The 15074-nt window shown below is 62.4% G+C and carries 16 protein-coding genes; 12 read left to right on the forward strand and 4 right to left on the reverse strand.

From position 1 onward, the window contains the following. Positions 1–32: 32 nt before the first annotated feature. From ehuC to NKH28_RS08465, 4 genes are read left to right on the forward strand one after another with little or no spacing between them, the layout of a single operon-like run. Positions 33–761: an ectoine/hydroxyectoine ABC transporter permease subunit EhuC gene (gene ehuC / locus NKH28_RS08450; protein WP_352612531.1), complete on the forward strand. Its 729-nt coding sequence runs from the start codon at positions 33–35 to the stop codon at positions 759–761. After that, positions 758–1417, forward strand: coding sequence for an ectoine/hydroxyectoine ABC transporter permease subunit EhuD (ehuD, locus tag NKH28_RS08455; RefSeq protein ID WP_023674259.1), 660 nt, complete (start codon positions 758–760; stop codon positions 1415–1417). The genes ehuC and ehuD overlap by 4 nt, the downstream gene beginning before the upstream one ends. Further along, positions 1414–2193, forward strand: coding sequence for an ectoine/hydroxyectoine ABC transporter ATP-binding protein EhuA (gene ehuA, locus NKH28_RS08460; RefSeq protein WP_023717024.1), 780 nt, complete (start codon positions 1414–1416; stop codon positions 2191–2193). The genes ehuD and ehuA overlap by 4 nt, the downstream gene beginning before the upstream one ends. Further along, on the forward strand, positions 2190–2921 hold the full coding sequence (locus tag NKH28_RS08465; protein WP_352470565.1) for a GntR family transcriptional regulator: 732 nt from the start codon (positions 2190–2192) through the stop codon (positions 2919–2921). Before ehuA ends, NKH28_RS08465 begins: the two co-directional genes overlap by 4 nt. 145 nt (positions 2922–3066) lie before the next feature. Here NKH28_RS08465 and NKH28_RS08470 read toward each other — a convergent pair whose 3' ends face one another. Together NKH28_RS08470 and NKH28_RS08475 are read right to left on the reverse strand one after the other, a co-directional pair. Further along, a complete protein-coding gene (locus tag NKH28_RS08470) occupies positions 3067–3498 on the reverse strand; it encodes a VOC family protein (protein ID WP_352470564.1) in 432 nt (143 codons plus the stop codon). Positions 3499–3590: 92 nt separating this feature from the next. Continuing rightward, the gene (locus NKH28_RS08475) at positions 3591–4262 is read right to left on the reverse strand and encodes a helix-turn-helix domain-containing protein (protein ID WP_352470563.1); all 672 of its coding nucleotides are present in this window, start codon (positions 4260–4262) and stop codon (positions 3591–3593) included. Between the two features lie 383 nt (positions 4263–4645). On the opposite strand from NKH28_RS08475, the gene NKH28_RS08480 reads away from it, so the two are divergent. Further along, the gene (locus NKH28_RS08480) at positions 4646–5011 is read left to right on the forward strand and encodes a VOC family protein (RefSeq protein WP_352470699.1); all 366 of its coding nucleotides are present in this window, start codon (positions 4646–4648) and stop codon (positions 5009–5011) included. Further along, entirely contained in the window at positions 5008–5373 is a 366-nt protein-coding gene (locus tag NKH28_RS08485; protein WP_352470562.1) for a DoxX family protein, read from the forward strand. Before NKH28_RS08480 ends, NKH28_RS08485 begins: the two co-directional genes overlap by 4 nt. Before the next feature lie 379 nt (positions 5374–5752). Here the strand turns inward: NKH28_RS08485 and NKH28_RS08490 are convergent, their stop codons facing one another. Together NKH28_RS08490 and NKH28_RS08495 are read right to left on the reverse strand one after the other, a co-directional pair. After that, positions 5753–6145, reverse strand: a complete 393-nt coding sequence (locus NKH28_RS08490) for a GFA family protein (protein WP_352452141.1) — start codon at positions 6143–6145, stop codon at positions 5753–5755. Between the two features lie 167 nt (positions 6146–6312). Continuing rightward, a complete protein-coding gene (locus tag NKH28_RS08495; protein ID WP_352470561.1) occupies positions 6313–7161 on the reverse strand; it encodes a beta-keto acid cleavage family enzyme in 849 nt (282 codons plus the stop codon). A 96-nt stretch (positions 7162–7257) separates the two neighbouring features. Here NKH28_RS08495 and NKH28_RS08500 point away from each other — a divergent pair, with 96 nt between their 5' ends. The 6 genes from NKH28_RS08500 (at position 7258) to NKH28_RS08525 (ending at position 15055) form a co-directional block, all read left to right on the forward strand. Then, positions 7258–8163, forward strand: a complete 906-nt coding sequence (locus NKH28_RS08500; RefSeq protein ID WP_352470560.1) for a MurR/RpiR family transcriptional regulator — start codon at positions 7258–7260, stop codon at positions 8161–8163. Beyond that, positions 8160–9491, forward strand: a complete 1332-nt coding sequence (locus tag NKH28_RS08505; RefSeq protein ID WP_352470559.1) for an aspartate aminotransferase family protein — start codon at positions 8160–8162, stop codon at positions 9489–9491. The genes NKH28_RS08500 and NKH28_RS08505 overlap by 4 nt, the downstream gene beginning before the upstream one ends. 93 nt (positions 9492–9584) lie before the next feature. Further along, positions 9585–10538 carry a TAXI family TRAP transporter solute-binding subunit gene (locus tag NKH28_RS08510; protein ID WP_352502597.1) on the forward strand — a complete coding sequence of 318 codons (954 nt, stop codon included), beginning with the start codon at positions 9585–9587 and terminating at the stop codon, positions 10536–10538. A gap of 55 nt (positions 10539–10593) precedes the next feature. Further along, positions 10594–13194: a TRAP transporter permease gene (locus NKH28_RS08515; protein WP_352612536.1), complete on the forward strand. Its 2601-nt coding sequence runs from the start codon at positions 10594–10596 to the stop codon at positions 13192–13194. An 88-nt stretch (positions 13195–13282) separates the two neighbouring features. Continuing rightward, positions 13283–14188, forward strand: coding sequence for a DMT family transporter (locus NKH28_RS08520; RefSeq protein ID WP_352612538.1), 906 nt, complete (start codon positions 13283–13285; stop codon positions 14186–14188). A gap of 147 nt (positions 14189–14335) precedes the next feature. Further along, positions 14336–15055 (forward strand): FadR/GntR family transcriptional regulator, encoded by a 720-nt coding sequence (locus tag NKH28_RS08525; RefSeq protein ID WP_352612540.1) that lies wholly within the window; start codon positions 14336–14338, stop codon positions 15053–15055. The last annotated feature ends 19 nt before the right edge of the window (positions 15056–15074 follow it).

Below are 15074 nucleotides of genomic sequence, written 5' to 3' on the forward strand. Positions count from 1 at the left end.
GAAAGCGCCGCCCTTTTTCCCGGGGGAATCGCATGGGAATCCGTACGCTCATTGCCATGCTGGTCATCGCGCTGGTCGTGATCGGCGCGTTGGCAACGCAGGACAGCTATAGAGTGTTCATGCCGGGCCTGCTGCAAGGCGCGGTCCTGACGGTCGAGATCGCCGTCCTCGGCAGCCTGCTGGCAATTATCATGGGCGTGCTTGCAGCACTTGCAAGGATGTACGGCCCGACGCCGCTCAGATGGCTGGCCACGGTTTACGTCGAGATCTTCCGCGGAACGTCGGCGCTGGTGCAATTGTTCTGGCTGTTTTTCGTGCTCCCGCAATTCGGCGTCACGATCAACGCATTCGTTGTGGCGGTGCTGGCGCTCGGCCTCAATGTCGGCGCTTACGGATCGGAGTGCGTGCGCGGCGCGATCCAGTCCGTCGCCCGCGGCCAGTGGGAAGCGTGTACTGCATTGAACATGAGCCGCCCGCAGATGCTGCGCCGGATCATCCTGCCGCAGGCCTTTGTCGCGATGATCCCGCCCTGGGGCAATCTGTTCATCGAGCTTCTGAAATCGACGGCGCTGGTCTCGCTGATCACGCTTTCGGATCTCGCCTTCAAGGCGCAGCAAATGAACCAGAACACGTTCAAGACCATTCCGATCTTCACCCTCGTTCTTTTGATGTACCTGGCAATGTCGCTGGTTGTGACCATCGGCATGCGGCTTCTTGAAAGGCGAGCGTCGCTCGGACTGGCGCGGGGGAAGGCGGCATGATCTGGGATTGGGGATTTGCCCTGGAAATCCTGCCGGTGCTTGCCCGCGCCGCCGTCATTTCCATCGAAGCGACGCTGATCGGCTTTGCGCTTGCCGCCTCGCTCGGCCTGGTGCTGGCCGTTGTCCGCATCGCCGTGCCATGGACCAGCTGGACGATTTCGGTGCTGGTCGAGCTGATCCGCTCGACCCCGCTGCTCATCCAGATATTCTTTCTCTATTTCGTCTTTCCGAAATTCGGTGTCGTGCTCGACGCTTTCACCGCCGGGGTGCTGGCCATCGGCATCCACTACGCCGCCTATTGCTCCGAGGTCTATCGCGCCGGTTTCGACAACATCCATCGCGGCCAGTGGGAAGCTTCGATCGCGCTCAATCTCTCGTCCTGGACGACGTTCCGCGACATCATCATTCCGCAGGCGATCCCGCCGATCGTTCCGGCGCTCGGCAATTATCTGGTGGCCTTGTTCAAGGAAACGCCGTTGCTTTCCGCAATCGCCGTGATGGAACTGATGCAGACCGCCAAGATCATCGGCTCCGAAACGTTCCGCTACACCGAGCCGATCACGCTGGTCGGCCTGTTTTTCCTTGCCATGAGCCTGGTTTCGGCGGCGCTCATCCGCTCTCTCGAAGGGCTGCTCAACCGGAGGACCACCCGATGACTGAACAACCGATGGTCCGCTTCGACAATGTATCGAAACGCTACGGCACGTTAACCGTTCTCGACGGGCTCAATCTCGAAATAGCGCGCGGCGAAAAAGTCTCCGTCATCGGTCCGTCGGGTTCGGGCAAGACGACGGTGCTGCGCATGCTGATGACGCTGGAGACGATCAATGACGGCGTCATCTGGGTCGAAGGCGAGCCGCTGACCCATATGGAGAGGAACGGCAAGCTTGTTCCCGCCGATCTCGCCCACATCCGCAAGATCCGCGCCAAGATCGGCATGGTGTTCCAGTCGTTCAACCTGTTTCCGCATATGACAGCGATGCAGAACTGCATCGAGGCGCCGATAACGGTGCTCGGAATGAAGCGGGCGGACGCCGAGGCAAGAGCGGCCGAACTGCTGGAGCTGGTCGGTCTGGCCCAGAAGAAGGACCACTATCCGTCACAGCTTTCTGGCGGCCAGCAGCAGCGCGTCGCCATCGCCAGGGCGCTGGCAATGCGGCCCAAGATCATGCTGTTCGACGAGGTGACGTCGGCGCTCGACCCGGAGCTTGTCGGCGAAGTGCTGCAGGTGATAAGGCAAATCGGGCGCGAGCATGATCTCACCATGCTGATGGTCACCCATCAGATGGGCTTCGCCAAGGAGTTTTCCGACCGCGTTTGTTTCTTCTATCAAGGCAAGATCTGCGAGCAGGGGCCGCCAAGCGAACTGTTTGGTGCTCCCAAGAACGAGCGGACACGGCAATTCCTGCATGCTGTCCTGGAGGCTGGGTGACGATCGAGACAGAGGCCAAGCCGCCCACGACGGTGACCGCCGCGCCGCCGCGCCCGCTCTCCGCGCGGGAGCGGTTCGAGCGCATCTACCGGATATTGCGCGACCGCATCTGCCTGCTCGATTATGCGCCGGGAAGCCACCTGTCCGAGGAAGAACTTGCCCAGGAATTCCAGATCAGCCGCACGCCGGTCCGGCGCGTGCTGGCGCGCCTTGAATCCGAGGGTCTGGTTCAATCCGTCCACGGCGTCGGCACGATCGTCACCGACGTCGACATCGAGGAATTGCAGCAGGTCTATCATTTGCGCCTGGAGCTGGCGCTCCTCGTCGGCAAGCTTTCGCCGATTCCGCGCACGGCGGACGATCTTGACCGGATACGGGCGCTCATCGCGCGCTGCGATGCCGATATACTCAATCCCGACCAGCGCGCTTTCCTGCGCCTCAACATGGATTTTTTCTACGAGCTCACGGCGATGACCGGCAACCAGCCACTGCGCGAGATCAGCGAGCGCCTGTATTTTCAGGTCGCGCGCGTCGTCCTGAAGCTGATGCCGCAATTGGGCCTCGTCGAGGAATTCACCGCATTCCGCCGCGAAATGGAAGAGGTCCTTGCCGCGGCCGAAATCGGCGACTGGGAGTCCATCGGGCACATAAGGCGGGCGCATATCTCAATGAGCTTCCGCCGCATGATGCGCCATGCAGGCGAGGCGAATCTGGATAGAGCTACATAATCAGCCCCGTAAGATTATGCTGGTGGACTGCCGTCGAACTGGCTTCGTTTGCCAGGGAAAGCAGGCCGCCCGCCCCGATGCCGATAGAATTTGCCAGCACCGGGAATGACCGGAACGGCCCGATCCTACAGGGCCATACCTGCCCTCAGAGAGCGTCCTCATTCGGTATGTTGGCGGGGTTCCAGACGACCTCCCACAGGTGTCCGTTCGGATCGCGGAAGTATCCGGCATATCCGCCAAAGAACGTGTCCCGGGCAGGCTTGATGATCTCGGCTCCGGCGCGAGCGGCCTCATCCATCACTTGATCGACTTCTTCGCGGCGCACAACGTTGTGTCCGACTGTGAACGAGGTCGAGCTGATCGGCGCCTTGGGCAGGCCAGTGTCGTAGGCGAGGTCGTCCTGCGCCCAGATCGCGAGCTTCAACCCGCCGGACAGCGTGAAGAACGCGACGGCGCCATGCTCGAACTCGCGGCCGATGATCCCTTCCGTCGGCAAGCCGAGACCGTCGCGGTAGAACGCCAGAGAACTCTCGAGGTTGGCGACAGCGATAGTCAAAACCGAAATGCGCGGTTTCATGGCGATCTCCTCTGGTTGTCGGAGACACCAGGATAAAGTCGGGCGACAGTGACGAATTGAACAAAACGGCCAATGAAGAGCGCGACGTGGTTTCACCCGTTCTGCAGCAGGTGATGAATCTGTCGCGGGGTGCTTCCCGTCAGGCGTCGGCTCTCGCGGACAAGATGCGCCTGATCGGAATAGCCCGCCTCGGCTGCCAGGATGGCCGTGGCGCTGTTTGATTGGCTCGAAAGCCGCAGAAAGCGCTGGTAGCGGAGGATACGGTCAAGCGTCTTGGGGCCATAGCCGAAGCTCTCGTCGAAGCGCCGGCGCAACGTCCTTTCGCTCATCTCGAGTGCGCGCATCAACCAAGGGACGAGCGGCGCGTCGGGTGGCGGCCCGCGCTCGATCAGGCGATATGCCGCCTGCATGGGAACGTCTGGCGCGCGGGAGGCCGCCTCCTCGGCGACGACCTGTTCGAGCGAACAGGCCAGATCCTCGAGATTGTCGCCTGCGCGCACGCGGCTGGCGAGGCGCCGGGCTCGCGCGCCCCATAAATCGTCGAGCAACAGCCTCTGGCCGACAAGCTCGATTTGTGGCACGCCGAGCCATGCCGCCGCCGTGGCAGGATGAAAGCGCAAGCCGATCACGATCTCGCCTGCCGCCAGGACCTCGGTCTGCGGCTCCTTGTCGGGGCCGGCAATTCGGAAGCTGCCTCCGATCCATTGCAGGTCGATCGTTGCATCGGGCATGACGACGATTGGCGGTGCGCCCGCCGGGTCCATTCGATGCGCCCACACCGAAGCAAAGCTCCCGTGAAGCCGCGCCGACGCTGGACGTTGCTGAAATGAACCCGTTGCCTGCGCTGGGACGGGATCGCTCATCTCGCTCCTCTTCGGATTACCGGCGGTGAACCTACGACGCAGTGGCTGCGCCCGCCGTCGCTCGAGACAACAATCTGCACGACCGACAACGTCTGCCAATCGAAAACGGTTGCAAGAATCGGTTGTTTCTTCCGGCCGGAAGGAAGAGGGTAGGTGAATAATCATGTCAGATGCATCGCCTCGGCGGCGCCGTGTGAAGCCATACGTCGATGGCCGTTTTGTTCAATCCGGCAGGCGAGATGCGTGCTTATCTTTCGCCGTCGTACATCACACGAGAGGTATGCATCATGAGCAACAACAACGATCAACGGATCGACTACGTCGAATTCAACGTGAAAGACATTCAGCGGTCACGCGACTTCTACGGAAAGGCCTTCGGCTGGACCTTCACTGACTACGGCACGCAATATTGCGAGTTCAACGACGGGCGCTTGTCAGGTGGCTTCGCCGCTGGCCCAGCGAGGTCCGGAGGAGGCCCGCTCGTCATTCTCTATGCCGATGATTTGCCGGCAACGGTCAAGCGGGTCGAGGAAGCGGGAGGCACGATCGTCAGGCCGATTTATGGGTTCCCCGGCGGCCGGCGCTTTCATTTCGCGGATCCGGATGGTTACGAGCTAGCGGTTTACACCGAGGACGGCAGCAAGGAATGATCGCGTTCCTCCACCACCTTGGATTGGTTTTGCTCGGCGGCGTCTTTATCTGGGCGGGCGCCGAGCATTTCCTCAGGTTCCGGGCAGTTACAGCGTCCCTGGCCGAGCGGGGCTTTCCTGCTCCCAGGCCTCTTCTCGCGGCCGGATCGGTGCTGGAGATCGCAGGCGGCTTTTGCCTAGCAGCGGGCCTTGGTGGACCCTTTCCCGCCGCGACCTTGGCCGTATTCACCATTGCGGCGTCGTTCATGGCGCTCAACTTCTGGCGCTACAGCGGCGATGAACGCGAAGCGCTTCGTACCGGCTTCACCATCAATGTCGCCGTCTTGGGCGGGTTGATTGTCGCCGCGACCACTAGCCTGTGATCATCGTTTCGAGGCGGCGGGCCACTGGACCACGACAGAGCCATTCCACGACGCTGCGCTGCTTGGGCATTTCGTTGATGGCTTCCGCAAGGCCGATCTTCCGGCGTGACCTCCTAAACGGCCAGCTTTGAACGCGGCGCTCTGTACAAAGCCTGCGTCAGGATCGCGACGATGAATCCCATCCCCTGCGATCCTCCTCTAAGGTCCGGCGCCTTGGCTGTCACGGGTCGCCTTAGGCGCTCACGAATGCCCATGGGGCAATGTGGATGAAGGCAGCGCACCTTGTAAGCATGCAAGTTCACATTTTAGCGGCGTGAGCAGGCGGCCTGTGAAAATCCATGTTCTGATGTCGTTGCCTCCTCGGCACCGTTCCTGCGACCTATTCCTCAAAGCGACCCGTGGCGTCACGATCGCGCTCGTACCGTCTGGTGAGCGGAAACGGCGGCAACCAGGACTCGCGTCGGATGATCCAGCTTTCGTAGGTTGGCATCAGCTGGTCAGGCGCATCCAGGGACCCCAGGTTTACTTCGATTTCGTCTGCGGTGCGTCCGAAAACGGAGGAGCCGCAGCGGGGACAGAAAAACCGCCCGGCGTAGTCGCGTGTTTCGCCGTCGATCGTCACCGCATCCTCAGGAAAAATCGCGGAAGCGTGAAAAAGGGCGCCATGATGCTTGCGGCAGTCGAGACAGTGACAAAGGCCGACCCGGTATGGGCGCCCTGACGCGACAATTCGGACGTTGCCGCACAGGCAACCGCCGGTGAATCGGTCCATGCTGCGTCTCCTCCAATATCAAGCGGCCGGAATGGTTACAACGACCGGCACTGTTGTTGCAATCGCCGCGCCGCGGGCGGGGACACGTCGTTCTTCCGTGGCGATGACATTGCAGCCGCCTCTCTATGTCTTGCGCGAGCTTGCCGCCGAAAATAGGCTTTGGTTTGTCATATGGAACGAAACGGCGCGTTCCATTGAGCCGCCAACTCGGCGGCCGAGGCGATCTTGACGCCGCAGTCGGCGAGTATGCGTGCGACGGTCGCTACCAGTTCGGCGTTGGACGAGGCTATGCTGCCGTCCGGAAGGAAAAGATTGTTTTCGAAGCCGACCCGGACATGGCCGCCAAGCAACGCGGCGGCGGTCACGCACGCCGCTTCGTTGCGGCCGAAGGCGCAGACGCTCCAATGGTCGAAGCGCGGCATGTTCGCCGCGAGGAATGGCAGGAGATCGGCAGGAACGGACGCCTGTCCCGGCGTGTATCGGCCCAGCACGTAGAGAACCGGTATGCTTGCCCAGGGGATCAGTCCGCGCTGCTGCATGTCCGAAAGCCTGACGGCCTCCTCGGGCGAATAGAGGATGATCTGCGGCGCAACCCCCTCGGTGTGCAGCCAGGCCATGAAGCGCACACAGGCGAGTTCCGATCCGGCATCAGGAACGATTTCGCGAAGCGCCAGCGAGACAGCTTGCGGCTTCACATCTTGTACGACGGCCATCTGTTGGGCCGGCGAATAGATACCGAGCGCTTCGGAGGTGATCTGAATTATCAAGCGGTCGCCGGCAGCACCGCGGATGGCGGCGATCGTCTGGCGGTAGGCGTCGGGGTCGAGCAGATGATTGCCGCTTCTGTCGCGGACATGGACGTGGATCATAGCCGCACCGGCATCGGCGCATTCCGCGGCCGTCCTCGCAAGTTCGGCTGGTGTCAGTGGAATCGCCGGATGGTCGGCCTTGCTGCGACGTCCCCCATTCGGGGCGACGGCTATGGCGATGCGGTCGAGACCAGTGGCCGGCTTCATGGGGACGTTCTGTGAGCGACAAGATTCATATGAATCAATCTTTGATCACACTGAAACAGACGTTGCAATCGCTGGGCTGGCGAGCTAGCAATATCCATGGACCAGGGAGAGCTTGCTGGACAGATCGTCACTGCCTTCGACGGCATGTCGGCGCAGCTTCGGTCCGCTGCGCGCTATGTCCTTGACAAGCCGTATGATGTCGCGCTGTTGTCCATGCGCGAGCAGGCCCGGCACGCAGGAGTGCAGCCGGCGACGATGACGCGGCTGGCCCAGCATCTCGGCCTTGATGGCTACGAGGCGGTACGCGATATCTACGCCGCCGCGATCCGGGACGGCGAAATCGGTTTCGCCGGCAAGGCGGGCCTTCAGGTGGCCAGCCAAAAGCTCAAGGGCGACCACGCGCTGGCGGCCGATATTCTGGATTCGATTTCCAGCCAGCTTGCCCATCTCGCCGAAAGCAGGTCGATCCACCGTCTGGTCGAGACGGCCAGGGCGCTGAGTGCGGCAAGGCGCGTCTATTGCCTCGGCCTGCGCTCGAGCCATGCGGTGGCCTGGCATCTGCATTACATCCTGTCGCTGATCGGCGAGAAGTCGGTGCTGTTGCACGGCATCGGCGGAACCGATGGCGACGCTCTGGCCCATGCGACCAAGGACGACGTGCTGATCGCCGCCAGCGTCCTGCCCTACACGCGCTTCACCATCGAGCTTGTCGAGTATGCTGCCGGCCGCGGCGTACCGGTCATTGCGATCACCGACAGCGGGGTAGCCCCCTTGGCGCTGCTTGCCGATCACCTGGTCGTCGTGCCGACCGGCAGCCCGTCCTTTTTCCACACCATGACGCCAGCTTTCATCGTTGCTGAGATCCTCGGTGCTCTTGTCGCAGGACAGGCAGGCGAGGGCGCCGTTGAATCGCTGCGACGCTTCGATGAGCAGGGCGCCGCCCTCAAGACCCACCTGAACCAGCGTGCGCCGAAGAAAATGCCCCTGAGGGACCGTCGATGACACACATTCTTCATCGAACCATCCACTCGACGCTGCCGGTCGCCGTTCGCGGCCAAGGCATCGAACTGTTCGACGCAGAGGGCAAGTCCTACATCGACGCATCGGGCGGCGCGGCCGTGTCCTGTCTCGGCCACGGCCATCCCGACGTGATTGCCGCGCTGCACGCCCAGCTTGACCGCATCGCCTACGCCCATACCAGCTTCTTCACCACCGAGGTGGCGGAGCGCTTGGCGGACCGGCTGGTCGAGGACGCGCCGAAAGGGTTGGACCACGTCTATCTGGTCAGCGGCGGCTCGGAGGCGGTCGAGGCCGCGCTCAAGATGGCCAGGCAATATTTTGTCGAGAAAGGCGAGCCGCAACGGCGCCATCTCATCGCACGCCGGCAGAGCTATCACGGCAATACGCTCGGCGCTCTCGCCACCGGCGGCAACGAATGGCGGCGCGCCCAGTTCAGGCCGTTGCTGATCGAGACCCACCATATCGACCCCTGTTACGCCTATCGCTATCAAAAGCATGGCGAAAGCGACGAAGCCTATGCGGCGCGCGCCGCCCAGCAGCTCGAAGACAAGATCCTCGAACTCGGCCCGGACGAGGTCATCGCCTTTGTCGCCGAGCCGGTGGTGGGTGCCACGCTCGGCGCGGTGCCGCCGGTCGCGGACTACTTCAAGCACATTCGCGCGATTTGCGACCGCTACGGCGTGCTGCTCATTCTCGACGAGGTGATGTGCGGCATGGGCCGTACCGGCACGCTGCATGCGTGCGAGCAGGACGGCATCGCTCCCGACCTGCTGACCATCGCCAAGGGACTCGGCGGTGGCTACCAGCCGATTGGCGCGGTGCTGCTCGGCCGGCATATATTCGATGCCTTTGCCCAAGGCTCGGGCTTCTTCCAGCATGGACATACCTATATGGGCCATCCAATGGCAGCGGCGGCCGGCCTTGCCGTGCAGGAGGTCATCCGGCGTGACGGTTTGCTCGACAACGTCAGCGCAATGGGCGCGCAGCTGGACGAACGCCTGCACCAACGCTTCGATAACCACCATCACGTCGGCGACATTCGCGGGCGGGGTCTATTCAGGGGAATCGAGCTGGTGGTTGATCGCGCCAGCAAGGAACCATTCGACCAGAGGCTTGAACTCAACGCCCGCATCAAGCGCGAAGCAATGGCCCGCGGCCTGATGATTTATCCGATGGCCGGGACGATTGATGGTGTGCGGGGCGTTCATGTGCTTGTGGCGCCGCCATTCATCATTTCCAAACAGGATATCGATCGGATCGTCGAACGGCTCGGTGAGGCGATCGACGCTGCGATCGCTTCAGCGGCCTGAGCCGCACGACGCGGACCGCCTCAACCAGTTCCAACGCGTCATCGGCGACGGGCCGGGACACCCACCAGAGAGGTAGCAACCATGTACAGTTCAATGAAAACCCTGATCGGCGCGGCGGCCTGCATGCTGCTGGCGCTGCCATCCGTCGGAGCCGAGCAGCGCTTCGTCACGGTCGGCACCGGCGGGGTCACCGGCGTCTACTACGCCGTCGGCGGCGCCATTTGCCGACTGATGAACAAGGACCGGCAGAAAACCGGCATCCGATGCTCGACGGAGTCGACCGGCGGTTCGGTCTTCAACGTCAACTCCATCCAGACGGGCGACCTCGATTTCGGCTTGACCCAATCGGACGTCCAGTACCAGGCCTATGAGGGGACCGGAAATTTCGACGGCAAGCCGTTCAAGGATCTGCGGGCCGTGTTCTCTGTCCATCCCGAGCCGTTTACCGTGCTGGCGCGGCCAGACGCCGGCGTCACCAAATTCGAGGACTTCAAAGGCAAACGCTTCAACGTCGGCAATCCCGGGTCAGGCACCCGCTCGTCCATGGAGGAGTTGCTCAAGCAGATGGGCTGGACGCTCGGCGATTTCTCGCTTGCCGCGGAGCTGAAGGCGGACGAGCAGGGCAGCGCGCTGTGCGACAACAAGATCGACGGTTTCTTCTATGGCGTTGGTCATCCTTCCGCGGCGATCCAGGATCCGACCACGGCCTGTGGTGCCAAACTCATCGCGCTGACCGGTCCGGCAGTGGACGCGCTGCTGGCAGCTCATCCGTACTATTCAGTCGCCACCATCAAGGGCGGCATGTACGCCAACAATCCGGACGACGTGACGACATTCGGCGTCCGCGCGACCGTGGTGACGAATGCCAGCACGCCCGATGAGGTGGTCTACGAACTGGTGAAGTCGGTCTTCGAAAATTTCGACGACTTCAAGAAACTGCATCCGGCTTTCGCCAATCTCGATCCCAAGGAGATGATCAAGACCGGTCTGTCGGCGCCAATGCATCCGGGCGCGGAGCGCTATTACAAGGAGAAGGGGTGGCTCTAGGCCTTCAATGCGAGGCGCCACAGGCGCCTCGCATTGCAAATAATTGTGGGGAACGATGACAGATCAAAGCCAGCGGGCGGCAGGGCCTGACCAACCCGTTATCGACGTTGACAAGCTTAGCGAGATCGTCGCCGAGGCCGACACCGGTGGGCGCAAGCCGACCGGCCGCACCGCGAAGCTGATCCTCGGCGTATCGCTGGCATGGTCGCTGTTCCAGCTCTGGTATGCCTCGTCCCTTCCGTTCATGCTCAATTTTGGTGTCGTCAGCGACGGCATCGCCCGCTCTATCCATCTGGCCTTCGCCCTGTTTCTGGCGATGCTGACGTTTCCGGCCTTCAAGACCTCGTCGCGCAGCCGGGTGCCGCTGCCCGACTGGGTGCTAGGCATCGCCGGGGCGGCGTCCGCCCTCTATCTGTTGGTCTTTTACAGCGATATCGCCCATCGGCCGGGTCTTCCTACTACGGCTGACCTGGTCGTCTCGATCGCCGGCGTCCTCATCCTGCTCGAGGCCGCCCGTCGCGCCGTCGGGCCTGCCATCACCGTCATCGCGGCGAGCATGCTGATCTATATCTTTGCCGGGCCTCACCTACCTGGCCTGCTCGGCCATAAGGGCGCGACGTTATCGCGCGCAGCCTCGCAGATGTGGCTGACGTCGGAGGGGGTCTTCGGTGTTGCCCTCGGTGTGTCCACCAACGTCGTCTTCATGTTCGTTCTGTTCGGAACATTGCTGGAGCGCGCCGGCGCCGGCGGCTTTTTCATTCAGCTTGCCTTCTCGCTGCTCGGCAGATACCGCGGCGGTCCGGCCAAGGCCGGTGTCGTGGCTTCCGGCCTGACCGGCATGATTTCCGGGTCGTCGATCGCCAATGTCGTGACCACCGGAACCTTCACCATCCCGCTGATGCGCCGGGTCGGATATTCTGCGGTGAAGGCGGGCGCCATCGAATGCGCGGCCGGCGTCAATGGTCAGCTGATGCCTCCGGTGATGGGCGCCGCCGCGTTCTTGATCGCGGAATATGTCGGCATCTCCTATGCCGAGGTGGTCAAGCACGCCTTCTATCCGGCGCTGCTGACCTACGGCTCCTTGTTCTACATCGTCGATATCGAGGCGATGAAGACGGGGATGAAGGGCCTGCCGTCACGCAGCACGCACTCCGCATTTCAGGGCGCGCTGCGCGGGCTGATGGGCGTATGCGGTTTCATCGTCCTCGCAGGGCTTGTCTATTACGGCATTGGCTGGACGAAGATCGTTTTCGGCGCGGCCGCGACCTGGATGATCACTGCCGCGCTGATCGCCGTCTACATCGGCCTTGTCGCCTACCGGGCGCGTTATCCCGACCTGCCGCTGGAGGATCTGGAGGGCGAGATCGTCAGGATTCCCCACTTCGGCGAGACGGCACGCACCGGCCTGCATTTTCTGCTGCCTGTGATCCTGCTGATCTGGTGCCTGATGGTGGAGGAGTTGTCGCCCGGCCTGTCGGCATTCTGGGGCGCTGTCGCCCTTATGGCGCTGATCGTCACGCAGCGGCCGCTCACCGCCTTTTTCCGCAAGGACCGCGCGCTGGCGCAGCATTGGCTTCACGGTTTCGACGATCTGGTCGGTGGGCTGTCCGCCGCCGCACGCAACATGACGACGGTCGGCATTGCCACTGCGACGGCCGGCATCATCGTCGGCACGGTTCTGCTCACGGGCATCGGGCTGGTAATGACCGAGCTGGTCGAATTCATCTCGGGCGGCAGCTTCATCGTCATGCTTTTGTTCACCGCGGTGATCTGCATCATTCTCGGCATGGGCATGCCGACCACTGCGAGCTATGTCGTCGTCGCCACCTTGATGGCGCCGGTCATCGTCGATTTGGCGGCGCAGAACGATCTTGCCGTGCCGCTGGTCGCCGTCCACATGTTCGTTTTCTATTTCGGGCTGATGGCGGACGTGACGCCGCCAGTGGGTCTGGCAGCTTATGCTGCTGCTGCAATTTCCGGCGCCGATCCGGTGAAGACCGGCATTCAGGGCTTCAAGTACGAGATCCGTACCGGCCTGCTGCCGTTCATCTTCATCTTCAACACCGGACTGCTGATGGTCGATCTCGAAGGTCCGTTCGATTTCGTCGCGATGGTGGCGACATCGACGCTGGCCATGGTCTCGTTTGTAGCAGCGACGCAGAATTGGATGCTCGTGCGCAACCGCTGGTACGAGACGATTGCGTTGCTTGTGGCCTGTTTCATCTTATTCAGGCCGGGATTGTTGCTCGATCAGGTGAGTGAACCGTATCGGGCAGTACCCGCCACCGAACTCAGCCGTATCGTCGACGAGACGGCCGAGGCAGGCGCGGTTCGCTTGCGCCTGACGACACTGAACCTCAACGGCGATGAGATATCGAAGCTGGTTCGGCTGCAGCTCGGGCCTGCAAATTCATCGGCCGAACGCCTGAAGGCGGCGGGCCTGGACGTCAGTGCGCTTGGCGATAGCGTGACGGTCGGCGTCGTGCGACTGGGCAGCCAGGCAGCCAAATTCGGCCTGCAGCCCGGCGACGAAATCAACCAGGTGCTAGTCCCTGCGGAACGGCCATCGCGCTATTGGTTTACCATCCCGGCCCTGTTGTTGCTCGGTCTCGTCTTCTGGGTTCAGAAGCGGCGAAGGAGGACAATCGGTCTGTAAGCGTCTTGTGAGCGGAAGAGTGTTGGCCAGCATGTCAGTAACAAGAGAACCAAACGGCGCGGCGGAACCGGCTAACGTGGAAATGCGCATGACGACGCGCGACCGCCCCTTCGAACCGGTCGACTACGGGCTTTACGCGCTGACGGTCATTGCCTGGAGCGCATCGTGGTTCGCGATCGAACTTCAGGTCGGCAGCGGCGTGTCGAACGAGGTCAATCTGGTCTGGCGCTTCGCCATCGCCACGCTGCTGATGTTTGCCTGGGCGGGCTTTTCCGGTCGGCGGCTCCGCTTTCCGATCACCGATCATTTGCGCTTTGCTGTGCTCGGCATCCTCATCTTCTCGTCGAACTTCCTGTTTTTCTATTACGGCGCCGGCTATCTCGTCAGCGGCTTGCTCTCGGTCGTCTTCTCGCTCGCCTCGGTCATCAACATGCTGCTCGCTGCCTTGGTCGTCGGCGAGCGCCCGGCGCCGCGCATTCTCGCCGGCGGCACCATCGGCTTCGCCGGAATAGCGCTGATGTTCTTTCCCGAAATCGCCGCCAACGGGCTTTCCGGCGGCACGCTGGTGGGTCTTCTTCTGTGCCTCTGCGGCACGCTGAGCTTCTGCGCCGGCAATCTCGTCTCCGTCGCCAACCAGCGCCGCGGCCTGCCGCTCGTTTCAACGAGCGCCTGGGGCATGCTTTATGGCACTTTGTGGTCGGCGTTGCTGGCCTTCCTGCTTGGTGAGCCGTTCGTGTTCGCGACGACCGCCTCTTATATCGGCTCGCTGGTCTTCCTCGCCGTCATATCGACGGTCATGGCTTTCGCCGCCTACCTGACGCTGCTCGGACGCATTGGCGGCGCCCGCGCCGGCTATGCGACCGTCATATTTCCCGTCTTTGCGCTTTTGATCTCCACGGCGCTGGAAGGCTATGCCTGGACCGCTTACGCGGTCGCCGGGCTCGCCCTCGTCGCCGCCGGGAACGTCCTGGTCATTCGCGGGGGACGGCGCTGACGCATGGAATGCTTGCGCAATGCCGCCGCGTTCCGGTTGTGCGGGCCACGGTTCCATCGAGCTTGACTCTCCGCGTCCTCTGTCTAAGCTGCGGTCAATGGGTCAGACCAATGTACCAGGGTTGGCCCGGGAGGGAACTAAACGCACATGCCGATCCAGGCCGTTGAACCACGCCGGCTTTACCGACAGGTCGCCGATCAGCTCAGGCAGCTGATCGATGCCGGCGAGTTTTCCGTGGGCGACCGCCTGCCGACCGAGCGGGATCTGGCCGACCAGCTCGGAATTTCCCGCCCGACAGTCCGTGAAGCGCTGATAGCGCTGGAGGTCGAAGGCCGCATACGCATCCGCGTCGGCTCGGGTATCTACGTCACCGATCCGCCGAGCGCCCCCGCCTCCGAACCCGAAGTCGAGGAAGGCCCGTTCGAGCTGTTGCGCGCGCGCGAATTCGTCGAAGGCGCGATCGCCGCCGAAGCGGCCCTCCATGTCCGGCCTGCAGATATCGAACGGCTCGACGACGTGCTGCGCCGGATGGAGGCCATGCGTCACCCCAACAAGATGACCATTGCGCTCGACCGGGAATTCCACACCGCTGTCGCCGGCATTCTCGAGAACGCGGTGCTGGTGCGCTTCATCGGCGAGCTTTTCGACCAGCGCATGAACCCGTACTTCGAACGCCTGTCGATCTATTTCGAGACCAGCGATTCCTGGCAGGTCGCGGCAAAGGAACATCGTGCCGTGCGTGATGCAATTGCCGCGCGCGACCCCGAGCGGGCCAAGGCCGCCATGCAGCAGCATCTGCGCCAGTCGCAAATCAGATTCTCACGCAATTTCGATGAGAGAGCCGCAGCCAAGGAGGTTGCGGAATAGCAGTTGGCCGGGGGGAGAT

This window comes from Mesorhizobium sp. M1227 (assembly GCF_040318315.1).
Taxonomy (GTDB): Bacteria; Pseudomonadota; Alphaproteobacteria; order Rhizobiales; family Rhizobiaceae; genus Mesorhizobium.